General features: G+C 73.0%; 20 protein-coding genes and 1 riboswitch. Of the genes, 16 read left to right on the plus strand and 4 right to left on the minus strand.

Annotated elements, in window-relative coordinates:
* The first annotated feature begins 327 nt into the window (after positions 1 to 327).
* The gene (locus Sfr03f_RS02440; protein WP_108952029.1) at positions 328 to 1,530 is read left to right on the plus strand and encodes a CobW family GTP-binding protein; all 1,203 of its coding nucleotides are present in this window, start codon (positions 328 to 330) and stop codon (positions 1,528 to 1,530) included.
* A gap of 187 nt (positions 1,531 to 1,717) precedes the next feature.
* Here the strand turns inward: Sfr03f_RS02440 and Sfr03f_RS02445 are convergent, their stop codons facing one another.
* Together Sfr03f_RS02445 and Sfr03f_RS02450 are read right to left on the minus strand one after the other, a co-directional pair.
* Positions 1,718 to 4,180 carry a DNA gyrase/topoisomerase IV subunit A gene (locus tag Sfr03f_RS02445; protein WP_108952030.1) on the minus strand — a complete coding sequence of 821 codons (2,463 nt, stop codon included), beginning with the start codon at positions 4,178 to 4,180 and terminating at the stop codon, positions 1,718 to 1,720.
* 125 nt (positions 4,181 to 4,305) lie between these two features.
* Complete coding sequence (locus Sfr03f_RS02450) at positions 4,306 to 4,737, minus strand: hypothetical protein (RefSeq protein ID WP_108952031.1); 432 nt, start codon at positions 4,735 to 4,737, stop codon at positions 4,306 to 4,308.
* Between the two features lie 220 nt (positions 4,738 to 4,957).
* Here Sfr03f_RS02450 and Sfr03f_RS02455 point away from each other — a divergent pair, with 220 nt between their 5' ends.
* The 4 genes from Sfr03f_RS02455 to Sfr03f_RS02470 all read left to right on the plus strand — a co-directional run bounded on the left by Sfr03f_RS02455 (position 4,958) and on the right by Sfr03f_RS02470 (position 9,757).
* Positions 4,958 to 6,313, plus strand: a complete 1,356-nt coding sequence (locus tag Sfr03f_RS02455) for a M16 family metallopeptidase (protein WP_108952032.1) — start codon at positions 4,958 to 4,960, stop codon at positions 6,311 to 6,313.
* Positions 6,310 to 7,698 carry a M16 family metallopeptidase gene (locus Sfr03f_RS02460; protein WP_108952033.1) on the plus strand — a complete coding sequence of 463 codons (1,389 nt, stop codon included), beginning with the start codon at positions 6,310 to 6,312 and terminating at the stop codon, positions 7,696 to 7,698. Before Sfr03f_RS02455 ends, Sfr03f_RS02460 begins: the two co-directional genes overlap by 4 nt.
* Before the next feature lie 217 nt (positions 7,699 to 7,915).
* A riboswitch (cyclic di-AMP (ydaO/yuaA leader) is annotated at positions 7,916 to 8,085 on the plus strand.
* A 13-nt stretch (positions 8,086 to 8,098) separates the two neighbouring features.
* Positions 8,099 to 8,851 (plus strand): M23 family metallopeptidase, encoded by a 753-nt coding sequence (locus Sfr03f_RS02465; RefSeq protein WP_108952034.1) that lies wholly within the window; start codon positions 8,099 to 8,101, stop codon positions 8,849 to 8,851.
* A gap of 198 nt (positions 8,852 to 9,049) precedes the next feature.
* The gene (locus tag Sfr03f_RS02470) at positions 9,050 to 9,757 is read left to right on the plus strand and encodes a GntR family transcriptional regulator (RefSeq protein ID WP_108952035.1); all 708 of its coding nucleotides are present in this window, start codon (positions 9,050 to 9,052) and stop codon (positions 9,755 to 9,757) included.
* Positions 9,758 to 9,965: 208 nt separating this feature from the next.
* Here Sfr03f_RS02470 and Sfr03f_RS02475 read toward each other — a convergent pair whose 3' ends face one another.
* Positions 9,966 to 10,286 (minus strand): HPr family phosphocarrier protein, encoded by a 321-nt coding sequence (locus Sfr03f_RS02475; RefSeq protein WP_108952036.1) that lies wholly within the window; start codon positions 10,284 to 10,286, stop codon positions 9,966 to 9,968.
* Between the two features lie 99 nt (positions 10,287 to 10,385).
* Here Sfr03f_RS02475 and Sfr03f_RS02480 point away from each other — a divergent pair, with 99 nt between their 5' ends.
* The 4 genes from Sfr03f_RS02480 (at position 10,386) to Sfr03f_RS02495 (ending at position 16,231) form a co-directional block, all read left to right on the plus strand.
* Positions 10,386 to 13,394, plus strand: a complete 3,009-nt coding sequence (locus tag Sfr03f_RS02480) for a bifunctional acetate--CoA ligase family protein/GNAT family N-acetyltransferase (RefSeq protein ID WP_108952037.1) — start codon at positions 10,386 to 10,388, stop codon at positions 13,392 to 13,394.
* 86 nt (positions 13,395 to 13,480) lie between these two features.
* Complete coding sequence (locus Sfr03f_RS02485) at positions 13,481 to 14,068, plus strand: DUF5998 family protein (RefSeq protein ID WP_108953387.1); 588 nt, start codon at positions 13,481 to 13,483, stop codon at positions 14,066 to 14,068.
* Entirely contained in the window at positions 14,068 to 15,291 is a 1,224-nt protein-coding gene (locus Sfr03f_RS02490) for an alkaline phosphatase family protein (protein WP_108952038.1), read from the plus strand. Before Sfr03f_RS02485 ends, Sfr03f_RS02490 begins: the two co-directional genes overlap by 1 nt.
* Positions 15,292 to 15,571: 280 nt before the next feature.
* Positions 15,572 to 16,231: a thymidine kinase gene (locus tag Sfr03f_RS02495; protein ID WP_108952039.1), complete on the plus strand. Its 660-nt coding sequence runs from the start codon at positions 15,572 to 15,574 to the stop codon at positions 16,229 to 16,231.
* Positions 16,232 to 16,375: 144 nt separating this feature from the next.
* Here Sfr03f_RS02495 and Sfr03f_RS02500 read toward each other — a convergent pair whose 3' ends face one another.
* On the minus strand, positions 16,376 to 16,618 hold the full coding sequence (locus Sfr03f_RS02500; protein WP_108952040.1) for a hypothetical protein: 243 nt from the start codon (positions 16,616 to 16,618) through the stop codon (positions 16,376 to 16,378).
* A 463-nt stretch (positions 16,619 to 17,081) separates the two neighbouring features.
* Between Sfr03f_RS02500 and Sfr03f_RS02505 the strand changes: the two genes are divergently transcribed.
* From Sfr03f_RS02505 to Sfr03f_RS02535, 7 genes are all read left to right on the plus strand, one after another.
* Positions 17,082 to 17,780, plus strand: a complete 699-nt coding sequence (locus Sfr03f_RS02505; protein ID WP_108952041.1) for a response regulator — start codon at positions 17,082 to 17,084, stop codon at positions 17,778 to 17,780.
* Between the two features lie 162 nt (positions 17,781 to 17,942).
* Entirely contained in the window at positions 17,943 to 18,854 is a 912-nt protein-coding gene (locus tag Sfr03f_RS02510) for a universal stress protein (RefSeq protein ID WP_108952042.1), read from the plus strand.
* Positions 18,855 to 19,387: 533 nt separating this feature from the next.
* Positions 19,388 to 20,029: a DoxX family membrane protein gene (locus Sfr03f_RS02515; RefSeq protein ID WP_108952043.1), complete on the plus strand. Its 642-nt coding sequence runs from the start codon at positions 19,388 to 19,390 to the stop codon at positions 20,027 to 20,029.
* Positions 20,030 to 20,154: 125 nt separating this feature from the next.
* Complete coding sequence (locus tag Sfr03f_RS02520; protein ID WP_108952044.1) at positions 20,155 to 21,060, plus strand: universal stress protein; 906 nt, start codon at positions 20,155 to 20,157, stop codon at positions 21,058 to 21,060.
* Positions 21,061 to 21,088: 28 nt separating this feature from the next.
* Positions 21,089 to 22,111, plus strand: coding sequence for a zinc-dependent alcohol dehydrogenase (locus Sfr03f_RS02525; RefSeq protein WP_108952045.1), 1,023 nt, complete (start codon positions 21,089 to 21,091; stop codon positions 22,109 to 22,111).
* 5 nt (positions 22,112 to 22,116) lie between these two features.
* Positions 22,117 to 22,968 carry a universal stress protein gene (locus Sfr03f_RS02530; protein ID WP_108953388.1) on the plus strand — a complete coding sequence of 284 codons (852 nt, stop codon included), beginning with the start codon at positions 22,117 to 22,119 and terminating at the stop codon, positions 22,966 to 22,968.
* A 204-nt stretch (positions 22,969 to 23,172) separates the two neighbouring features.
* Positions 23,173 to 23,904, plus strand: a complete 732-nt coding sequence (locus Sfr03f_RS02535; RefSeq protein ID WP_108952046.1) for a CBS domain-containing protein — start codon at positions 23,173 to 23,175, stop codon at positions 23,902 to 23,904.
* Positions 23,905 to 23,911: the final 7 nt, after the last annotated feature.

Raw genomic sequence — 23,911 nt, forward strand, 5'->3', positions numbered from 1 at the left:
GGAAGCGGCAGCGGGCGGCTCCGGTGCGGCCCACCGTGTGCTTGTGCCGCCGGTCAGCGTTCCGCATGCGGTTCTTGTGGCGGGACCTCTCCGGCTGTCCCGTTGGCGAGCTCAGCGCCTCCGAGCAGCCAACCGCTGAGCATGACGGAAACGGCTTCCAGGGCCGCAGTTGCCGGGAGCAGCCCACCGAGTCGCAGCACGTTTGCCCGGCGGGGGGTGTGAACAAGCGTTGAGCGGTAGCCGTGTCACGGTCTTCTTATGCTGACCTGGCAGACGGAAGCGAGCAGCGTGCGCCGGGGCGCGCGGTGCGATGAGAGAGGGCGCGTCATGAGCAGTGGGACCCCGCATACCCCGCAGATTCCGGTCGTCGTACTGGCGGGGTTCCTGGGGGCGGGGAAGACCACCCTCCTGAACCACCTGCTGCACAACAGCGGCGGCAGCCGCATCGGCGTGGTGGTCAACGACTTCGGTGCCATCGAGATCGACGCCCTGGCCGTGGCGGGAGCGCTGGGCGACTCCACCGTGTCGCTGGGCAACGGCTGCCTGTGCTGCGCCGTGGACGTCGGGGAGCTGGACGAGTACCTGGGCAAGCTCGCCCGGTCCCCCTCGGGGATCGACGTGATCGTGATCGAGGCGAGCGGGCTGGCGGAGCCGCAGGAGCTGGTGCGGATGGTGCTGGCGAGCGAGCAGCCGGAGGTCGTCTACGGCGGGCTGGTGGAGGTGGTGGACGCGGCCGAGTTCGGGCAGACCCGCGAGCGTCACCCGGAGATCGACCGGCACCTGGCCCTCGCCGACCTGGTGGTGGTCAACAAGACCGACCGGGCCGAGGACGTGGAGGCCGTGCTGCGCACGGTGCGGGAGGCCGCCGACGGGGCCGCCGTGGTGCGGGCGAAGCACGGCAGGGTCGATCCGGAGTTCCTCTTCGACTGCCGGCCCTCGCAGGAGCGGGTCGGGCAGCTGTCCTTCGACGACGTGGACCTCTACGGCGACGGGGACGGCAGCGGCGGCGAGCACGGCGGAGGGGACGAGCAGCGCGCCGAGGGGAACGGGCACGGCGGGCACCTGCACGCCGGGTACGAGAGCGTGTCGTTCGCGTCGGCCCGGGCGATGGACCCGCGGCGGCTGATGCGGTTCCTCGACGAGCGGCCGGAGGGGCTGTACCGGATCAAGGGGTACGTGGACTTCGGCGCGTACGACCCGAGGAACCGCTACCTGGTGCACGCCGTGGGACGGTTCCTGCGCTTCTATCCCGAGCCGTGGGGGCGGCAGGAGGAGCGGGGGACCGCCCTGGTGCTCATCGGGGCCGGAATCGACGCGGCGGGGCTGGAGAAGGAACTCGCCGGCTGTGTGAGCGGGACGCCCGGGGAGGCGGACGAGCACGGGATGTGGGGCGTGCTGCGGTACGTGCAGGGGGAGGACGACGCGGACCTGGTCACGCCCGAGGACGACGCGGACCTGGTCACGCCCGAGGACGACGCGGACCTGGTCACGCCCGAGGACGAAGCCGAGCTGGTCGCGCCCCAGGAGTAGCCCGGGGAGGAGCCCCCGCACCGGCCGCGGTGCCGGTTGCGCCCGGGGACAGCGGAGGCCTCGAGGCCCGGGGACAGCCGAGGCCAAGGGACGGCGGAGGCCCGGAGACAGCCGAAGCCCGGGTGGCAGCGGGAACGCGGCAGGGCCCTCCGCGGAGGTGGCGGAGGGCCCTGTGGTGGCTGTCAGGTCACGCGGGACCGGCGACCACCGCGACCGTCTTCGGCAGGCCCACGCCCGAACCGTCGCGCCGCGGGTCCATCTCCGGCACCTCGGCCGGCATGCCGTTCTTCTGCGCGGCATGGGCCGGGGCCGGGCCCGCCCAGGCGAGGGAGAGGCAGTCCTCGCCCTTGAGGAAGCGCTGGCAGCGCACGCCGCCGGTGGCCCGGCCCTTGCGCGGGTACTGGTCGAACGGCGTCATCTTGGCCGTGGTCTGCACCGAGTCGTCGAGCGTGCCGCGGGAGCCGGCGACGGTCAGGACCACCGCCTCCTGGCCCGGGTCCACCGCGGTGAACGAGATGACCTTGGCGTCGTCCGTCAGTTTGATGCCGGCCACGCCGCCCGCCGGCCGGCCCTGCGGGCGGACCAGGGAGGCCTGGAAGCGCAGCAACTGGGCGTCGTCGGTGATGAAGACCAGGTCCTCCTCGCCGGTGCGCAGCTCCACCGCCCCGACGATCCGGTCGCCCTCCTTGAGGGTGATGACCTCGAGTTCGTCCTTGCCCGCCGGATAGTCCGGCACCACGCGCTTGACGATGCCCTGCAGGGTGCCGACCGCGAGACCGGGAGAGGACTCGTTCAGCGAGGTCAGGCAGATCACCGTCTCGTCGGCCTCGAGGGAGACGAACTCGGCGAGCGGCGCGCCTCCGGAGAGGTTGGGCGAGGTGCCCGCCGCGATCTCGGGGAGCAGCGGCAGGTCGACCACGTTGACGCGCAGCAGCCGCCCCGAGGAGGTGACCACGCCGACCTCACCGCGCGCGGTGGTGTCCACCGCGGAGACGATCACGTCGTGCTTGACCCGCTTGGCGCCCTTGAGGGCGGGGAAGGGGTCGGCGTTCGCCGTGCGGGCCAGCAGACCGGTGGAGGAGAGCAGCACCCGGCACGGGTCGTCCGCCACCTGGAGCGGCAGGGCGGCCGGGGTGTCCGCGGACTCCAGCAGCACCGTGCGCCGAGGGGTGCCGAACTTCTTCGCCACGGCCGCCAGTTCGGCGGAGACCAGCTTGCGCAGCTCGGCGTCCGAGTCCAGGATCCGGGTCAGCTCCTCGATCTCCGCGGTGAGCCGCTCCTTCTCCGCCTCCAGCTCGATGCGGTCGAACTTGGTGAGGCGGCGCAGCGGCGTGTCGAGGATGTACTGCGTCTGGATCTCCGACAGCGTGAAGCTCTCCATCAGGCGCTGCTTGGCCTGGGCGGAGTTGTCGCTGGAGCGGATCAGCCGGATGACCTCGTCGATGTCGATGAGGGCGGTCAGCAGACCCTCGACCAGGTGCAGCCGGTCGCGCTTCTTGCCGCGGCGGAACTCCGAGCGGCGGCGCACCACGTCGAAGCGGTGGTCGAGGTAGACCTCGAGGAGCTCCTTGAGCCCGAGCGTGAGCGGCTGGCCGTCCACCAGGGCGACGTTGTTGATGCCGAAGGACTCCTCCATCGGCGTCAGCTTGTAGAGCTGCTCCAGCACGGCCTCGGGGACGAAGCCGTTCTTGATCTCGATGACCAGGCGCAGGCCGTGCTCGCGGTCGGTGAGGTCCTTGACGTCGGCGATGCCCTGGACCTTCTTGGAGCTCACCAGGTCCTTGATCTTGGCGATGACCTTCTCGGGGCCCACCGAGAAGGGCAGTTCGGTGACGACCAGGCCCTTGCGGCGGGCGGTGACCTGCTCGACGGCGACCGTCGCGCGGATCTTGAAGGTGCCGCGGCCCTTCTCGTAGGCGTCACGGATCCCGGACAGGCCGACGACCCGGCCGCCGGTCGGCAGGTCCGGGCCGGGGACGTGCTTCATCAGCGCGTCGAGGTCGGCGTGCGGGTACCGGATCAGGTGCCGGGCTGCGGCGACGACCTCGCCGAGGTTGTGCGGCGGCATGTTGGTCGCCATGCCCACGGCGATGCCGGAGGCGCCGTTGACCAGCAGGTTCGGGAAGGCGGCGGGCAGCGCCACCGGCTCCCGCTCTTGGCCGTCGTAGTTGGGCTGGAAGTCGACCGTGTTCTCGTCGATCGACTCCGTCATCAGGCTCGTCGCGTCGGCCATCCGGCACTCGGTGTACCGCATGGCGGCCGGCGGGTCGTCGTTGCCGAGGGAGCCGAAGTTGCCGTGGCCGTCGACCAGCGGGACGCGCATCGAGAACGGCTGGGCGAGCCGGACCAGCGCGTCGTAGATCGAGGTGTCGCCGTGCGGGTGGAGCTTGCCCATGACCTCGCCGACGACGCGGGCGCACTTCACGTAACCGCGGTCGGGACGCAGGCCCATCTCGTTCATCTGGTAGACGATCCGCCGGTGCACCGGCTTGAGACCGTCGCGCGCGTCGGGCAGGGCGCGGGAGTAGATGACCGAGTAGGCATACTCGAGGAAGGAGCCCTGCATTTCGTCCACGACGTCGATGTCGAGGATCCGCTCCTCGAAAGCATCGTCATCGGGTCGCGCTGTCTTCGTGCTGCGGCGGGCCATCGCTGCCGGGCTCCTTCACGGTCTTGCGAGCATGAACGGGGACTGTCGCGCACCATTGTGGCCCTCGCCGCCGACACCTCGGACCGCGCCCCCGCCGGTGGCGCCCCTGGACGGGCGCCCGGAGCTCAGCCCCGGCGCAGGCTGTCGATCATTCCTCCCCATTCCTGCCCGTCCCACTCGATCACGACGGCCGAGCCGTCGGACTTCGTCTTCAGGCTCCCCTTCGTGCGGTCGGGGTCCGGCTTCGCGCAGTCCAGGGTGATCCGCGGCTTGGCGGTGCCGACGCCTTCGAGGGAGCCCGGGCAGGCGAGCTCACCGGTGGTGGTGACCGTGTCCCCGGTGATCTTCAACGTGTCGATGGGGCTGTCGTTGATGGGGCGCCAGGTGCCGTCGAGCCCCTTCTCCGGGGCCGCGGCCTCCGAGGACTTCTCGGCCGGCTGCGAGGCCTTCGGGACGGCGGTGCCCTTCGCCGCGTCGTCGGCGCCGGAGCCCGAGCAGCCGGAGAGGAGCAGAGCGCCCAGTCCCAGAAGGGCGGCGGCGGTCAAGGCCTTGCGCATGGAACGTCCTTTCACTTCATTCACGGCGGACGACGCCGGTCGGTGGACGGCGCCCATCCCAGCACACCCGCCCGTCCCGGGGCGATCGGGGTCGCGGGGCGGACTATCCCCGGATCGGGCGGCAATGCGACGTATCGGGAACCTCACGGCAACCGTCCCAGGTTGCATAGAGTGACAGGCAGTCCGGACAGACAAGTTTCAGGCGAGCGAAGGGACGTACATGCCCATGGGTCACACGGCCACAGCCGAGGCAGGCTCAGGAGGCCTCACAGCTACCGAGCACCGCCTTGCCAACGGGCTCCGCGTGGTGCTCTCGGAGGATCACCTGACCCCGGTCGCCGCGGTGTGCCTCTGGTACGACGTCGGCTCCCGGCACGAGGTCCAGGGCCGCACGGGCCTCGCCCACCTCTTCGAGCACCTGATGTTCCAGGGCTCGGCCCAGGTGAAGGGCAACGGTCACTTCGAGCTGGTGCAGGGGGCCGGAGGTTCCCTCAACGGCACCACCAGCTTCGAGCGCACCAACTACTTCGAGACGATGCCGGCCCACCAGCTGGAGCTCGCGCTCTGGCTGGAGGCCGACCGGATGGGCTCCCTGCTCACCGCCCTCGACGACGAGTCGATGGAGAACCAGCGCGACGTCGTCAAGAACGAGCGCCGCCAGCGGTACGACAACGTCCCCTACGGCACGGCCTTCGAGAAGATCTTCGCGCTGGCCTACCCCGAGGGCCACCCGTACCACCACACCCCGATCGGCTCCATGGCCGACCTGGACGCCGCCACCCTGGAGGACGCCCGTGCGTTCTTCCGCACCTACTACGCGCCCAACAACGCGGTGCTGTCGGTGGTCGGCGACATCGACCCGGAGCAGACCCTCGCCTGGATCGAGAAGTACTTCGGCTCCATCGCCTCCCACGACGGCAAGCCCGCCCCGCGGGACGGAGCGCTGCCGGAGGTCATCGGCGGGGAGATCCGCGAGGTGGTCCGCGAGGAGGTCCCGGCCCGCGCCCTGATGGCCGGCTACCGCCTGCCCGAGGACGGCACCCGCGCCTGCGACGCCGCCGACGTGGCGCTGACCATCCTCGGCTACGGCGAGTCCTCCCGCCTCTACAACCGCCTGGTGCGCCGCGACCGCACCGCGGTGACGGCCGGGTTCGGCCTGCTGCGACTGGCCGGCGCCCCCTCGCTGGGCTGGCTGGACGTCAAGACCTCCGGCGACGTCGAGGTGCCGGTGATCGAGGCCGCCGTCGACGAGGAGCTCGCCCGGCTCGCCGCCGAGGGCCCGACGGCCGAGGAGATGGAGCGCGCCCAGGCCCAGCTGGAGCGCGAGTGGCTGGACCGCCTCGGTACGGTCTCCGGCCGCGCCGACGAACTGTGCCGCTACGCCGTCCTGTTCGGCGACCCGCAGCTCGCGCTGACCGCCGTGGAGCGGGTGCTGGAGGTGACGGCGGAGGAGGTCCAGGAGGTCGCCAAGAACCGCCTGCGCCCCGACAACCGCGCGGTCCTGGTGTACGAACCGATCACTCCCGAGGGCGCGGACGCCGACGGCGACGAGGACGAAGAGGAGGAGGCCAAGTGACCGACCTGGCCACGATGGAGTTCCACCCCCGGCCGCAGGCCGGCGAGCCCAAGCCGTGGGCCTTCCCCGCGCCCGAGCGCGGCGCCCTCGACAACGGGCTGACGGTCCTGCGCTGCCACCGCCCCGGCCAGCAGGTCGTGGCCGTCGAGGTGCTGCTCGACGCCCCGCTGGACGCCGAGCCGGCCGGGCTGGACGGCGTCGCCACCATCATGGCGCGCGCCTTCGCCGAGGGCACCGACAAGCACTCCGCCGAGGACTTCGCCGCCGAACTCGAGCGCTGCGGCGCCACGCTGGACATGCACGCCGACCACCCCGGCGTGCGGGTCTCCCTGGAGGTGCCCGCCTCCCGGCTGCCCAAGGCGCTCGGTCTGCTGGCCGACGCGCTGCGCGCCCCGGCGTTCGCCGAGGACGAGGTCTCCCGCCTGGTGCGCAACCGGCTGGACGAGATCCCGCACGAGCTGGCCAACCCGGCCCGCCGCGCCGCCAAGGAGCTCTACAAGGAGCTCTTCCCGGCGAACTCGCGGATGGCGCGCCCCCGTCAGGGCACCGAGGAGACCGTCGAGAAGATCGACGCGGCCGCCGTGCGCGCCTTCTACGACCGGCACGTCCGCCCGGCCACCTCGACCGCCGTCGTGGTCGGCGACCTCACCGGCGTCGACCTCGACGCCCTGCTGGCCGAGACCCTGGGCGCCTGGAAGGGCTCCCCGGCCGCCCCGCGCCCGGTGCCGGCGGTGTCGTCCGACGACACCGGCCGCGTGGTGATCGTGGACCGTCCCGGTTCCGTGCAGACGCAGTTGCTGATCGGCCGCACCGGCCCGGACCGCCACGACCGGGTCTGGCCGGCCCAGGTGCTCGGCACCTACTGCCTGGGCGGCACGCTCACCTCCCGCCTGGACAAGGTGCTGCGCGAGGAGAAGGGCTACACGTACGGCGTGCGCGCCTTCGGGCAGGTCCTGCGCTCCGCCCCCGACGGTTCGGGCGCCGCGCTGCTGGCCGTCAGCGGCTCGGTGGACACCCCCAACACCGGCCCCGCGCTGCAGGACCTGTGGCAGGTGCTGCGCACCCTCGCCGAGGGCGGCCTGACCGACGCCGAGCGGGACACCGCCGTGCAGAACCTGGTGGGCGTGGCCCCGCTGAAGTACGAGACGGCGGCCGCGGTCGCGGGCACGCTGGCCGACCAGGTGGAGCAGCACCTGCCGGACGACTTCCAGGCGACGCTCTATCAGCAGCTCGTCGCCACCGGCACGGTGGAGGCCACCGCGGCCGTGGTGAACGCCTTCCCGGTGGACCGTCTGGTGACGGTCCTGGTCGGCGACGCCGCGCAGATCGCCGGCCCGGTGCGTGAGCTGGGCATCGGCGAGGTCACGGTGGTGAGCGCCGAGTAGCGGCCCGCGGAGGGCGGGTTCGGGCCCCGGTGCGCCTTACGGCCGCCGGGGCCCGCTTCGTTCACCCGTGTTCGCCCGCGTTCGATGCGCGTAGATGCGTCCGGTTTTGCCCTGTGGCATGCGCTACAAAAGTCTTGATCCGTTTGTTATCCGAATGATCACCCAACTAGCTTCGATCCGGCTGCCCGCCACACCTGTGCTCCGCACCCGCGGCGCCGGGCAGTCATCGCCTAATCCCCGTACGGCGCGAGCCAGGGGAGCCGGGGACCCACACGAGCGGTACCCCTGGGGTGAATCGGGCGCCTTCCGCACCGCGGGAGGAACCCGTAGGAGACCTTCCTGCTCCGAACCCGACAGCTAACCCGGCCGGCGAGAGGGAAGGAAAGGACTCAGCCACTTCATGGCGTTCAACTGCGCCTCCGGCAGGCATCGTCGTCCCGGCCGGACCAGCCGCACCACCGCCGGCCTGGCGGGCCTCGCCGCCCTCACCACCACCGGCGTCGTCGGCACCCTGGCAACCCCCGCCACCGCCGCGGAGGCCCCCGCCGAGACCAGCGGCCTGCTTCCGGTCGTCACCATCGGCGACCGCGTGGCCGAACAGATCGACGAGCAGGCCGAGGCCCAGGAGCGGGCCGCCGTCGAGGCCGCCGCCCGTGCCGCGGCCGCCGAGAAGGCCCGCGCCGAGCGCGAGGCCGCCGAGGAGCGCGCCGCCCGCGAGGCCGAGCGCGAGCGGCTCCGCCGCCTCAACATGTTCGTCAGCCCGATCGCCGGGTCGTACGTCTCCACCTCCTACCAGGCCGGCGGCGGCATCTGGTCCTCCGGGAGCCACACCGGCATCGACTTCCACGCCGCCTCCGGCACCCCGGTGCGGTCCGTGGGCCGCGGCACCGTCGTCGAGGCCGGCTGGGGCGGCGCCTACGGCTACCAGGTCGTCATCAAGATGCACGACGGCACGTACACCCAGTACGGCCACCTGTCCTCGGTCAGCGTGGCCGTCGGCCAGGCGGTGACCCCGAGCACCCACATCGGCCGCTCCGGCGCCACCGGCAACGTCACCGGCCCGCACCTGCACTTCGAGGCCCGCAGCGGCGCGGAGTACGGCAGCGACATCGACCCCGTCGCCTACCTCCGCTCCCACGGCGTGAACCTCTGACGCCGTGAACCTCTGACGCCGTCCACGCGAAAGCCCTCCGCCCGGTTTCCGGGACGGGGGGCTTTTTCGTCGTTCCGGACGGTATCCGGGCGCACCGGGCGGGGGAGCGGCCGAAAATTCCCTCTCCCGTGCGACTTCCCGTCGGAAATTCACGCCCATTGCCTTAGAGTCGCCTTATTCATCGAGGCGGAGGTCGGCATGCGTATTCCCGCGCATTCGGTATGCACGGCGATCCGGGACGACATCGTCGCCGGGGTCCACGAGCGCGGGAGCCGGCTGACCGAGGAACTCCTCGCCCGCCGCTACGGCGTCTCCCGCGTCCCGGTGCGCGAGGCGCTGCGCACCCTGGAGGCCGAGGGGTTCGTGGTCACCCGGCGGCACGCCGGGGCCTGCGTGGCGGAGCCGACCGAGCAGGAGGCGGCCGACCTGCTGGAGATGCGGCTGCTGCTGGAGCCGCTGGGCGCCGCGAGAGCCGCCCAGCGGCGCACCGAGGCCCACCTGAAGGTGCTCCGAGGCCTGGTCAGGCTGGGTCAGGAGCGGGCCCGGCGAGGGTACGGGGAGGAATTGCGGTCGTTGGGCGGCTGGTTCCACGAGACGCTGGCCCAGGCCTGCGGGAGCGCCGCGCTGACCGCCACGCTCACCCAGTTGCGGCACAAGATCGCCTGGATGTACGCGCTCGATCCGCTGCCCGCGCCCGTCGAGACCTGGGCCGAGCACGGCGCCATCGTGGACGCCGTGGCCCGGGGTGACGGCGAGCGTGCCCGGCAGGTGACCGCCCTGCACACCGAACGCTCGGCCGTGCTGTACCGGCTGCGCATTCCCGGCCAGAACCGCGGGGCGGCGGCGCGCCCGGACGGCGTGAGGACCTCGCAACATGCCGTAAACATGAATGGCCTCCGCAATTAACAAGGGGGCCGTATACAAGAGGCGGGAACAATTCCCGTCCGGTCGTCCGGCGTTCCTTTCCGGCGGGTCGGACGATTTCGACTGTGCGCTGCATTTACGCCGGTGGTGCATTCACGCCGATGGTGCATTCGTGCCGGGCGGTGATTCATGCCGGGCGGCGCATTGCGGGCACGGCGCATATCGGCCGCGGCCCCCGTTCCCGTCCCGCTCACAGCTCCGCCTCACCCGGTCGCTCCGGACGGTCCACGGAGAGCAGGTCCGCCAGTTCCCCGAGCAGCCTCTCGGCGCTCTCGGCCCCCGTGCCGGCCGCGCCGGCGCCCTCGCAGGAGAGCACCACCTCCTCGCCGCGGCGCACCCCCAGCCCCAGCACCCCGAGGATCGACGCGGCGTTCACCGGCCCCGTCCCCGCGCCGTCCGCCCGGGCCACCCGTACCGGCAGCCCGGAGTCCCGCACGGCCCGTACGAAACGTGCGGCCGGCCGCGCGTGCAGACCTTGCGGCGCCGCCACCCTGACCCGGCGTTCGGGCATCTCCGGTACCTCCTGTCCTCACCGTCACCGTCACCGTCCGCGTGCTTCATGCGCATCGCCCCGCACCCCGTTCGGGGCCGGGAGCCGTAGGCTTGCCGCATGCAGAGCCCGTCGGACCGTCACGAGTACCCCGCACACTGGGAAGCCGACGTGGTGCTCCGCGACGGCGGCATCACCCACGTCCGGCCCATCACCGCGGACGACGCGGAGCGCCTGGTCAGCTTCTACGAGCAGGTCTCCGACGAGTCGAAGTACCTGCGCTTCTTCTCGCCGTACCCGCGCCTGTCCGCCAAGGACGTGCACCGCTTCACCCACCACGACTACGTGGACCGGGTCGGCCTCGCCGCCACCGTGGGCGGCGAGTTCATCGCCACCGTCCGCTACGACCGGGTCGACGCCGCCGGCATGCCCGCCTCCGCGCCCGCCGACGAGGCCGAGGTCGCCTTCCTGGTCCAGGACGCGCACCAGGGCCGCGGGGTCGCCTCCGCGCTGCTGGAGCACATCGCCGCGGTGGCCCGGGAGCGGGGCGTGCGCCGCTTCGCCGCCGAGGTGCTGCCGGGCAACACCAAGATGATCAAGGTGTTCACGGACGCCGGGTACGCGCAGAAACGCAGCTTCGAGGAGGGCGTGGTCCGCCTCCACCTCGACCTCGAACCCACCGGCCGCTCGCTCGCCGTCCAGCAGGCCCGTGAACAGCGTGCCGAGGCGCGCTCCGTGCGCCGGCTGCTCGCGCCCGGGTCGGTGGCCGTGATCGGAGTGAGCCGCTCGCCCGGCGGCGTCGGCCGCGGCGTGCTGGAGCACCTGCGCGAGGGCGGCTTCACCGGCTCGTTGCACGCCGTCAACGCCTCCTTCCCCGAGGACCTCGCCGACGTCGACGGCGTCCCCGCGCGCCGTTCGCTGGCCGAGATCGACGGACCCGTCGACCTCGCCGTGGTGGCCGTGCCCGCCGACCGGGTGCCCGAGGTGGTCGACGAGTGTGGGGCGCACGGCGTGCAGGGGATGGTGGTGCTCTCCGCCGGGTACGCCGAGCTCGGACCCGAAGGGCTCGAACGGCAGCGCCAACTCGTGCGCCGGGCACGCGCGTTCGGCATGCGCGTGATCGGCCCCAACGCGTTCGGCGTGGTGAACACCGCCGACGGGGTCCGCCTCAACGCCTCCCTCGCCCCCGAGATGCCCCGGGCCGGACGGATCGGCCTGTTCACCCAGTCCGGGGCCATCGGCGTCGCCCTGCTGTCCCGCCTGCACCGGCGCGACGGCGGGGTCACCGGCGTCACCGGCGTCTCCACCTTCGTCTCGGCGGGCAACCGCGCCGACGTCTCCGGCAACGACGTGCTGCAGTACTGGTACGACGACCCGGAGACCGACGTCGCGCTGATGTACCTCGAATCCATCGGCAACCCGCGGAAGTTCAACCGCCTCGCGCGGCGCACCGCCGCCGCCAAGCCGCTCGTCGTGGTGCAGGGCGCGCGGCACAGCGGCGTGCCGCAGGGGCACGCCGTGCGCGCGACCCGGCTGCCGCACGACACCGTCTCCGCGCTGCTGCGCCAGGCCGGGGTGATCCGCGTCGACACCATCACCGAACTGGTCGACGCCGGGCTGCTGCTGGCCCGCCAGCCGCTGCCGGCCGGGCCGCGGGTGGCGATCCTCGGCAACTCCGAGTCGCTGGGCCTGCTCACCTACGACGCCTGCCTCGCCGAGGGCCTCGAGCCGCTGCGCCCGCTGGACCTCACCACGGCCGCCACCCCGGACGACTTCCACCGGGCGCTCTCCCGCGCCCTGGCCGACCCGGGCTGCGACGCCGTGGTCGTCACCGCCATCCCGCGCATCGACGAGGCGACCGGCGTCGGCGGCGCGGCAGCCGATGCGGAACTCGCCGAGGCGCTGCGCAGCGCGGGGGCGCAGGCGCCCGACAAGCCCGTCCTGGTGGTGCACGTCGAGCTCGGCGGTCTCGCCGAGGCGCTCTCCGCCGCCGCGGTCACCGCGCCCCGGCCCCTCTCCGGCGAGGGAGCCCGGCTCGCCGGAGAGGCCGCACCGCCGCGGACCCCGGCGGACGCGGAGGCCGGGGGAACGAAGCCCGACGAGACGCGCCAGCGGCTGATCCCCGCCTACCCCGCCGCCGAGCGCGCGGTCCGCGCCCTCGCCGAGGCGGTCCGTTACGCCGACTGGCGCCGGTCGGCCGCGGACTCCGGGAGGGTGCCGGAGTTCGAGGACATCGACGAGAAGGAGACCGCGGCCTTCGTCGAGACCCTCCTCGCCCGCACCGCCGTCACCGCCCCGGCCGAGGGAAGCGGCCCGGACGCCCGCATCGCCGTCCCGGACACCCGCATCGCCGTCCCGGACGCCCGGCCGGCCGTCCCGGACGCCCGGACCGCCGTCGCGTACCCCCGGATCCCAGGGCCGGACGCCGTCCCCGGAGCCCTGGGCCCCGACCTCGGTCCCGAGGACACCCGCGCCCTGCTGCGCCGCTACGGCATCCCGGTGCGCCGCGCCGTCCCCGCGCCCACCGCGGACGAGGCCGTCGCCGCCGCCGGACGGCTCGGCTTCCCGGTGGCGCTCAAGACCACCGCCCCCCACCTGCGGCACCGCGCCGACCTCGGCGGCGTCCGCCTCGACCTCGCCGACGAGGAGCAGGTGCGCCGCGCCTTCGCCGAGCTGGCCGAACTGTTCGGCGGGGCCGACGAGGTCCGGCCGGTGGTCCAGCAGATGGCGCCGCGCGGCGTGGACACCGTGGTGCGCGCGGTCATCGACCCCGCCGCCGGGCCGGTCCTCTCCTTCGGCCTGGCCGGCGCCCCCTCCCAGTTGCTGGGCGACCTCTCGCACCGGCTGATCCCGGTCGCCGACCGGGACGCCGCCTCGATGATCCGTTCGGTGCGCACCGCCCCGCTCCTGTTCGGCTGGCGCGGAGCCGCCCCCGTGGACACCGACGCCCTGGAACAGCTGCTCCTGCGGGTGTCCCGGCTGGTGGACGACCACCCGGAGGTGGTGGCCGTCACGCTGGAGCCCGTGGTCGTCGCCCCCCGCGGCGTGAGCGTGCTCGGCGCCTCGGTACGGCTGGCGCCGCCGCCCGCCCGTGACGACCAGGGACCGCGTACGCTGCCGGAGTACTGACCGGCCGGGCCCAGGACCCCGCGGGGACGGACCGGAGCGCTCCAGGGCGGTCCGGACAGTCCGTGCGCCGCCGTAGGATGGACGGCATGGCCAAGACCAGTACGACGACCCAGGGGCTGCGCGCGGCGATCGAGCGCAGCGGCTACTACCCGGCCCTCGTGGCCGAGGCGGTGGAGTCCGCCGTGGGCGGCGAGCCCGTCCGGTCGTTCCTGGTCCATCAGGAGACCACGTTCGACGCCAACGAGGTCCGCCGCCACGTGACGGTGCTGGTGCTCACCGGCAACCGTTTCATCGTCAGCCACACCGACGAGCAGAACGCCGACAGCACCTCGCCCTCCCCGTACGCGACGACGTCCACCGAGTCGGTGAAGCTGGAGAAGATCGCCTCCGTGGTGGTCAGCCGCGTCGTCGCCGACCCGGAGACGTACACGCCGGGCCGGATGCCCCGCGAGGTCGTGCTGACCATCGGCTGGGGCGCGGTCGCCCGCATCGACCTGGAGCCCGCCGCCTGCGGCGACCCCAACTGCGACGCCGACCACGGCTACACCGGCAGCTCCACCGCCGACGACCTCACCCTGCGCGTCAGCGAGGCCGGGGACGGCCCGGAGACGGTCGCCCAGGCCCTCGCCTTCGCCCAGGCGCTCTCCGAGGCGATCGCGGACACCGCCCGCTGATGTCCCACGCCGCATGGGACGACTGGGAGCGGGCCACCGCCGCCTCCGCCCCCGGCCATCCGGAGCCGTTGCCCCTGTCCTCCGCGCCCGTCCCGCAGTACGGCAGCGGATCGCTGGCCGACCTGCTGCCCACCCTGGCCGCCGGGATGGGCGTGCCGGACGTCGCGGCCGCCATACCGGAGCTGGCGCCGGCCGACCGGGCCTGCGTCTTCCTGATCGACGGCCTCGGCTGGGAGCAGCTGAAGGCGCACCCGGACGAGGCGCCCTTCATGACGTCCCTGCTGGCCTCCTCGCGCGGCGGCACCGGCCGCCCGCTGACGGCCGGCTATCCCGCCACCACCGCCACCTCCCTGGCGTCGGTCGGCACCGGCCTGCCGCCGGGGGCCCACGGCCTGCCGGGCTACACGGTCCGCAACCCGGAGACCGGCGAGCTGATGAACCAGCTCCGCTGGAACCCGTGGACGTCCCCCGCGGACTGGCAGCCCCACCCCACCGTCTTCCGGATGGCGGAGGCGGCCGGCGTGCACACCGCGCAGGTGTCGTCGCCGGCCTTCGCCTCCACCCCGCTCACCCAGGTCGCGCTCAGCGGCGGCACCTTCCACGGCCGCCTCGCCGGCGAGGAGCGGATGGACCTCGCGGCCGAACAGCTCGCCGCGGGCGACCGCGCCCTGGTCTACACGTACTACTCCGAGGTGGACGGCGCCGGGCACCGGTTCGGCGTCGACTCCGACACCTGGCGCGGGCAGCTCGGCTACGTCGACCGGCTGGTGCAGCGCCTCGCCGAGCAGTTGCCGGCCCGCAGCGCCCTCTACGTCACCGCCGACCACGGCATGATCGACGTGCCCTTCGACGAGGAGCACCGCATCGACGTCGACGAGGACTGGGAGCTCAAGGCGGGCGTCGCCCTGCTGGGCGGCGAGGGCCGCGCCCGGCACGTCTACGCGGTGCCGGGTGCGGCCGGCGACGTCCTCACCGTGTGGCGCGAGGTCCTCGGCGAGCAGTTCTGGATCGCCTCCCGGGACGAGGCGATCGAGGCCGGCTGGTTCGGCCCGCGGATCGACGAGCGGGTGTACGCCCGCCTCGGCGACGTGATCGCGGCCGCCCGGGACGACGTCCTGCTGATCGCCTCCCGGCGTGAGCCGAAGGAGTCGCTGATGACCGGGAACCACGGCTCGATGACCCCGGCCGAGCAGCTCGTCCCGCTCCTGGAAGTCCGCACCTGACGGCCGCACGCCGTCCCCCGTTCCCCCGCCTCCCCATCTCCTCGCCCCCCGCCACCGTCCCCCTTCCCGGCGCGCCGACCTGACCGAAAGGCCCTCGACCTGTCATGCCAGAGCTGGTGTTCTTCTCCGGGACGATGGACTGCGGCAAGTCGACCGACTCTCTTGGGTATTCGCCACAGGTTGGTCGGGCGGCGGACGGTGCTGGCCGGTTGGGCTGCGGTCTTGTCCGCGCTGACGGCGTTGTCCACGTAGGTTCGTCGGGGAAGGACCCGCGTTGCTGATGTCTGAGTTGGTCTTCTTCTCCGGAACGATGGACTGTGGAAAGTCAACTTTGGCGCTACAAATAGCACATAATCGTTCCGCTCGCGGGCTGGAGGGGCTGATCTTCACCCGTGACGACCGGGCAGGTGAGGGCAAGTTGTCGTCGCGTCTGGGGCTGGTGACCGACGCGGTCGAGGCGGGGTCCGGGTTCGACCTGTACGGGCACGTGGTGGACCGGCTCCAGCGCGGTGGCCGGGTCGACTACGTGATCGCGGACGAGGCGCAGTTCCTCGCCCCCGAGCAGGTCGACCAGCTCGCGCGGATCGTGGACGACCTGGAGATGGACGTCTACGCCTTCGGCATCACCACCGACTTCCGCACCCGTCTCTTCCCCGGTTCGCAGCGGCTGATCGAACTCGCCGACCGGGTCGAGACGTTGCAGGTCGAGGCGCTGTGCTGGTGCGGCGCCCGGGCCACGCACAACGCGCGCACGGTGGGCGGCGTGATGGTGGTCGAGGGCGAGCAGGTCATGGTGGGCGACGTCGCCAACCAGCCCGACGAGATCGGCTACGAGGTCCTGTGCCGGCGTCACCACCGCAAGAGGATGACCAGTGTGACGGCACAGGCGGGGACGCTGTCGCCGGACGTGCTGCCTGTAGGTTCTGCCGACTGCCTTTGAGGATGATGCGTGGGCGTCAGACTCCAAGAGCGGAACCATTGGACTGGTTGTCCGTCCCGGTCGATACGCCCTTCCGGGCCGCACGGAACCGACCCCAGGCCCTGATCCAGCTTCGCGCGATTGCGCGTTCCCCCGATCCGGTCGTCAGGCCACGGCCGGGTAGGGCTTGGCCGTGAGGCCGCCGAGCCAGGGACCCTGGAGGTGTTCGGCGCGCAGCCCGGTGCCCGTGACTGCCTGAGCGGCGAGCAGAGCGAGGGCGCCCTCGCTGGGGGCGACTGATGCCGGGTGCTCCGGGGGCGTGTGGTCGTCAGGGAATCCCTCCTCGTGCAGGACCTGCCGGGTGCGGTCACCGAAGTGGCCCCAGCGACGGTTGGCGAGCGGTTCCATGCCGCCGACGGGACTAGGGGGTGTCTGACCAATGCCCGCGGCGTCGCGGCGTCTGACACGCACGCTCGCGGCGTTGCCGAACCGCCCTGGCAGCTCCGCTACGAGGGCGCCGGTGCCTTGCGATCGCACGCACCGGACGCCGCTCCTTCTCCCGCGCTCATCGGTCGGACACTCCCTAGCTGTATTGCCTAGCGCGTTCCCGGAAGACGACCTGCGCCTTGTTCGGGGCCGAGGAGGCGGTGCAAGCGGGCGCCTTCGGTGAGGCGAGCAGCTCGAGAACGTCCGGGTGGGTGCCGACCCAGGTGCCGCCGATCTCCGGCTGAGGTTCGTCTCCGGGCCGGGCCGCCCTCGCCCACGGTGGTACAGCCCACGGTGGGAGAGCTCGCGGCGGGGAAGAGGCCGCGGGTACCATCCTCCAGGTCCCGCAACGGGCACCCGCACGACGCGACACAGGGAGCATGACATGACGGACGCCGAGCGGCCCGGTACCGGGGACCCGATCCGGATCTTCCTGCTGGACGACCACGAGGTGGTACGGCGAGGGGTGCGCGACCTGCTGGACGACGAGCCGGACCTGTCCGTGGTGGGCGAGGCCGGCACGGTCGAACAGGCGCTGATACGCGTACCGGCCCTGCGACCGGACGTCGCCGTGCTCGACGTGCGTCTCCCGGACGGCGACGGGGTGACCGTCTGCCGCGAACTGCGGTCGCGCATGCCCGAGCTGGCTTGCCTGATGCTGACCTCGTTCGACGATGAGGAGGCGCTGCTGGACTCGATCATGGCGGGCGCGTCCGGTTATGTTCTGAAACAGATCCAGGGCTCCGACCTGCTGTCGGCCGTGCGCGCGGTCGCCCGGGGCCAGTCGCTGCTCGACCCGAGCGCCACCGCCAGGCTGATGGCCCGCCTGCGGAGCGGACCGGAGAAGAAGGAGGAGGAGCAGCAGGACGAGCTGGCGGGGCTGACCGAGCGGGAGCGGGAGATCCTGGCCCTCATCGGCGACGGGCTCACCAACCGGCAGATCGGCCAGCGGCTCTACCTCGCCGAGAAGACGGTGAAGAACCACATCTCCCGACTGCTCGCGAAGCTCGGCGTCGAGCGGCGCATCCAGGCCGCCGTCATCGCCACGCAGGCGAAGGACCGCCTGCGGCAGCGGACCGACTGACCCCACCGCACCCGGCGGCCGCCGAGGCCGGGGACCCCGGGCCCACGGGCAGGACCCCCGGGCCCACGGGCGGGGACCCTCGGCCGTCGAGGTGGGACCAGTGGCCCCTGCCGACGGTGGGGTGGTGAAGCGAAGACTCGGAGGAGTCTGAAGGAGGTCCCCATGACCCGCACCATCACCGTCGGCCTGGACGGCTCACCGGAGAGCCTGGCCGCCGCCGACTGGGCTGCCCGCGAGGCGCTCCGGCGTGACCTGCCCCTGCTGCTGGTCAACGCCGAGGACTGGCAGCCGGCCGTCCACGTCTCCGTGACCCTGGCTGCGCCGATGCCGCCGAGTGACCTGCGGCAGGCCTACTCCGCGCGGCTCCTCGACGAGGCGCGCACCTATCTCGTCCGCCGTCACCCCGAGCTGCGGGTCGAGAGCCGGCAGACCACCGGACAGCCTGTCTCGTCGCTGCTGGATGCCGCGGAGGACGCCGAGCTCCTGGTGCTGGGCTCGCGTGGTCTGGGGAGGATCGCCGGATTCCTGCTCGGTTCCTTCTCCCAGGCGGTGCTGGCCCGCAGCGAGCGGCCGGTGGTCGTCGTGCGGCCGGGCGTGTACGCGGAGGAACCGGCGGAGCGGCCGGCGGGCGACGGAGCCGGCGTCCCGGCCACGGGGGAGATCGTCCTGGGCCTTGACCTGGAGAAGCCCGGTGACGAGGTGATCGCCTATGCCTTCGAGGCCGCCGCACGGAGCGGGGCGCCCCTGCGGGTCGTGCACGGCTGGACGATCCCGCCCTACTTCTACGGCGGAGACCTCATGCCCGAGATGCGCGAGGGCATGGCCGCGCGGGCTCCGCGCGAGCTGTCCGAGGTGCTGCGGCCGTGGCGGGAGAAGTTCCCCGACGTCGAGGTGATCGCGCAAGCCGTCGTCGGCGGAGCCGGATCCCACCTGATCGAGGCGTCGGGCGACGCGGCGCTGGTCGTCGTCGGCCGTCGGATCCGCCGGGCGGCGGCCGGCGCCCACATCGGCCCGGTCGCCCAGGCACTGCTGCACCACGCCGCCGCCCCGGTGGCCGTGGTTCCGCACGACTGACCGGCGTTCCGGCCGCACACGAGATCGACCAGGGGTGACGGGGGAGGGCCGTCGGGCCGCCACGCCCGCGCGGGCCGGACGCCGCATGGCCGAGGACCGCCCGCGCCGGGGACCCTTGCCCTCACCGTGCCGGCGCCGGACCTGCTGCCGGCCCGGCCCGCGCGAACTCGCCAGTGGTCCCACGCCGCACGGTGACCAGCCCACAGGCCGAGCCCGAGCCCTGCGGGCCTGGCGTCGGACGAACGCCTGCCGCGGCCCCGACGACACCCGCCCCGGACGTCGTCTACGCCCACCCGTCCACGCCTTCCCCGACCCCGCCCACCCCCAGCCCGACCCTCGCGCCGCCCGGCCCCGCCGGGCGGCGCTTCACGTTGTGGCGGGGCCGGCCCGGCGCGTGAGTGCGCCGAACGTCCCGGCCGGCAAGGGACGTTCAGCACCCCGCCGTGGCCCCTGCGGCACCCGGTGCGAGGAGCGGACGGGCGGGAGAGTGAGTGGCGTCAGGAACGACCGGACCCCACGAAGGGAAACCCATCATGGCCGTGCACCAGCACACGAACGGCAGCGCCGGCCGGCACCTGCCGTCCCTGCGCCGCCGCCGGAACTCCGCCGCCTCCGGCACCGCCCCGGCGGCACGCACCGAAGCGCGCGTCGAGGTGCTCACCGCACGGGCCTACGCCTTCGCCGCGGCCCGCGTGCTGATGGGCTTCGTCTTCCTGTGGGCCTTCCTCGACAAGACCTTCGGCCTCGGCTACGCCACCCCGTCCGGCAAGGCATGGGTCGACGGCGGTTCGCCCACCGAGGGTTTCCTGGGCCATGTCTCCGTCGGGCCGATGGAGACCACCTTCCACGCGTGGGCCGGAGCCGCCTGGGCGGACTGGCTGTTCATGCTGGGCCTGCTGGGCATCGGCCTCGCGCTGACCGCCGGAGTCGCGATGCGCCTCACGGCCCTCGCCGGGACCGTGATGATGGCGCTGATGTGGGTGGCCGAGTGGCCGCCCGCCCAGTACCTGTCGGACGGCTCCCCGAGCATGTCGACGAACCCGTTCGTCGACTACCACCTGATCTACGCGCTGCTGCTCGTCGCCCTGGCCGCCGCCTCCGCAGGCGACGCCCTCGGCCTCGGCCGGCTGTGGGCCCGGCTCCCCGTCGTCCGCGACCACGGGTGGCTGCGCTGAACCCCGCCGGTGCGGTGGAGAGGGCACGGCCCACCGCACCGGCCCGTCACACCGGCCCGTCACACCGGTCCGCCGACCGGAACACCCGTACAGAACACGCACCACACCTTCAGGAGGTGGGCTCCATGCCCGGAACGATCATTGTGGGATTCGACGGCTCGGCCGAGAGCCGCGCCGCCGCGGACTGGGCCGCCCGGGAGGCCGCGCTGCGCGGCTCGGAGGTGAGGCTGGTCCACGTCCGGCAGCCGATGCCCGAGCCGATGGGCGAGTCCCTGCGCCAGGCGCTCGAGACGCACCGCCACTGGGCGGAACGTCTGCCCCGCGAGGCCGCCCAGGACCTGAAGGCCAGGTACCCCGGTGTCGAGGTGGGCACCGAGCAGCCGAGCGGCTCCTCGGGAGAACTGCTCGTCGACGCCGCCCGTGGCGCGGAGCTGCTGGTCCTCGGATCCCGGGCGCTCAGCGGGATCGGCGGCTTCCTCGTCGGGTCCGTCGGCCGCTCCGTCGTCGGTCGTACCGGGACACCCGTGATCCTGGTCCGGGCCGGGGAAAAGGCCGCCGACGAGCACATCGAGGACGCCACCGGCAGGCCGTCCGAGGCCACCGGCTTCCGGCCCGTCGTGCTGGGACTGGCCACGGGCGGCCCCGACGAGAAGCTGATGACCTTCGCCTTCGAGGAGGCGCTGCGCCGACGGGCCCCGCTCGTGGTCGTCCAGGGCTGGAACCTGGCGCCCTACTACGTGTACAGCGCCTCTCCCGCGGTCGTGCCCTTGGAGGACATCACCCGGGAGCAGGCCGCCGCGCTCAGCGAGACGCTCCGGCCGTGGCGCGAGAAGTACCCGGACGTCGAGGTCGTCGAGGCGTGCCGCCTGGGCAGCCCCGCTGAGCACCTGATCGACGCCTCCGACGAGGCCTCGCTGGTCGTCGTAGGCCGCCGGATCCGCCGCGGCCCGCTGGGCGCGCACATCGGGTCCGTCGCCCAGGCGGTCATGCACCACGCCGTCGCACCCGTCGCCGTCGTCCCCCACGACTGACGCGGCCGGCAAGTAAGGAGAGAGAACCATGAAGGCAGCAGTGGTCAAGGAGTTCGGGGCGCCGCTCGTCATCGAGGAGCGCCCGGACCCCGAGCCGGGGCCCGGACAGGTCCGCATCCGCCTCGAGGCGTCCGGACTGTGTCACACCGACATCCACGCCGCGCACGGCGACTGGCCCGTCAAGCCGGTCCCGCCGTTCGTACCGGGCCACGAGGGCGTCGGCATCGTCGAGAAGCTCGGCGAAGGCGTCACCCATCTGTCGGTGGGCGAACGCGTGGCCGTCCCCTGGCTGGGCAGCGCGTGCGGGCGGTGCGAGCACTGCCTGTCCGGCTGGGAGACCCTGTGCGGGAGCCAGGTCAACACCGGTTACGGCTGCGACGGCGGGTACGCCGAGAAGATGCTCGCCCGCGCCGACTTCGCCCAGGCCGTGCCCGACGGCGTCAGCGCCCTCGACGCCGCCCCGCTGACCTGCGCGGGCGTCACCACCTACAAGGCGCTGAAGGTCGCCGGCGTCGGCCCCGCCCAACTCGTGGCCATATCCGGCGTGGGCGGCCTCGGCCACCTCGCCGTGCAGTACGCGAAGATCGCCGGCGCCACCGTCGCCGCGATCGACGTCACCGACGACAAGCTGGAACTCGCCCGGGAACTCGGCGCCGACATCGTCATCGACGCCCGCACCCAGGACGTCGCCGCCGAACTCAAGCGGCACGGCGGCGCCCACGCCGCCCTCGCCCTCGCTGTGAACCCGGCCGCCTTCGCGGCCGTCAACTCCGGCCTGCGACGCGGAGGAAAGCTCGTCATGGTGGCCCTGCCCGCCCACGGCACGCTCGAGATCCCGATCTTCGACACCGTCCTCAACGGCACCTCGGTGATCGGCTCCATCGTCGGCACCCGCCAGGACCTCGACGAGGTCTTCCGCCTGCACGCCGCAGGCCGTACCCGGGTCGTCCACGAGACCCGGCCGCTCACCGCGGTCAACGAGGCCGTCGACGAGGTCCTGCGAGGCGAGGTCAAGGCCCGCATAGTCTTCGACCTCGGGACCGGAGGATGAGCACCATGCGCCTGCCCCTGGTCGTCGGCGTCGACGGCTCCGAGCAGAGCCTGCGGGCCGTCGACTGGGCGGCCGACGAGGCCGCCCTGCACGGCCTGCCCCTGCGGCTCGTCCACGCCTCCCTCTGGGAACGCTACGAGGGGCCGGCACTCGCCGAGGACGTCCGCGAGCTGCCTGGAGAAGTGAGCGGCGAGGACATTCTCCGCGTCGCCGCGCTGCGGGCGGGGCGACGCCGGGCGGGCCTCTCCGTCACCACCGAGGTGACCGTGGAGGAACCGGAGTACGTTCTGATCCACGAGAGCCGCTCCGCCTTCGCCGTGGTCGTCGGCACCCGCGGGCGCGGCGCCGTCGCCGACGCCCTGCTGGGGTCCGTCAGCCTCAGCGTGGCCACCCGCGCGCACTGTCCGGTCGTCGTGGCCCGCGGCGACCGGAACCCTGACGCGCGACACACCGGCGTCGTCGTCGGGGTGACCGAGACTCCGACGGCCGCGCTGCGCTTCGCCTTCGAGGAGGCACAACTGCGCCAGGTCCCGCTGACCGCCGTACGGGCCTGGCGCTGCCCCTCTCACCGGACGGCCGACCACCCGCTGCTCGCGGGTGACCCGGAGCGGATGCACGCGGAACGCGCCGCCGGCCAGCTGCGCGCCGCACTCGCCGACGCCCCACCGGACCTTGAGCTGCGACGGCGGACCGTCGAGGGTTCGGCAGGAAGGATGCTGCTTGCCGCTTCCCAGGAGGCCGGCCTGCTGGTGATCGGCCGCCGCCGTCCGAAACACCTCGGTCCCCATCTGGGGCGCGTCGCCCACCAGGTCCTGCACCACGGCCAGTGCCCCGTCGTCGTCGTGCCCGACCCATGATCGGCGGATCGCGGTCCTGGTCCCGGACCCGTCCGTCGCCTCCGCCGTCAGCAGGACCCGCCCAGGGTGGCGTCCTCGCTGAGGCGACTTCCGTCCCGTCCCCGCCGTTCCCGGCCGGGGTCACCGTGCTCGACGTGCGGACACGGCCGGCGCCGAACCGGCGATGACCCGTCTCGGCACCGCTCACGTCCAGGAGGAACCGCAATGAAGCAGACCAAGGTCGGTGCGGTCATGACCGCCGACGTCGTCCGGGCCGGGTACGACACCCCGTTCAAGGAGGTCGCCCGGCTGCTCGCCGAACACCGGATCGGCGGACTGCCCGTGGTCGACGAGGAGGCGCACGTCATCGGCGTCGTCTCCGAGTCGGACCTGATGGCCCACCAGGCGAAGGCCCCCCTTCCCTACGAACCGGCCCGCAGGTTCCGGTTCCCTTCCCTGACGCCCGCCGCCCGGCGGTACGCGGCCAAGGCCCGGGCTCGTACCGCGGGCGGCCTGATGACCCCCTCGCCGGTCACCGTGCGCGCCGACGAGAGCGTCGCCGAGGCCGCCCGGACCATGGTGCGGCGGCACGTCGACCGGCTGCCGGTGCTGGACGAGGACGACAGACTGGTCGGCATCGTCACCCGACGCGACCTGCTGAAGGTCTTCCTGAGCACCGACGAGGCCCTCAGGGAGAAGGTGATCCGTGAGGTGGTGGAGAACGGACTGTGGCTGTCCTCCCGGGCCGTCGACGTCTTCGTGGCCGAGGGCGTCGTCACCCTGCGGGGACGCCTGGAGCGCCGGAGCGAGGCGGAGGCCGCCGTGTCCATGGCCCGGAAGATCGACGGTGTCGTCGCCGTCGTCGATCAGCTCGGCCACCGCGTCGACGACTCCCGGTTGAAGCCCGAGAGTGCGGCTGCCCACGGAGGCGGCGAAGATTGGCTGCGCCGGCTGTGAAGGAGGG

Source organism: Streptomyces fragilis (assembly GCF_003112515.1).
Taxonomy (GTDB): domain Bacteria; phylum Actinomycetota; class Actinomycetes; order Streptomycetales; family Streptomycetaceae; genus Streptomyces; species Streptomyces fragilis.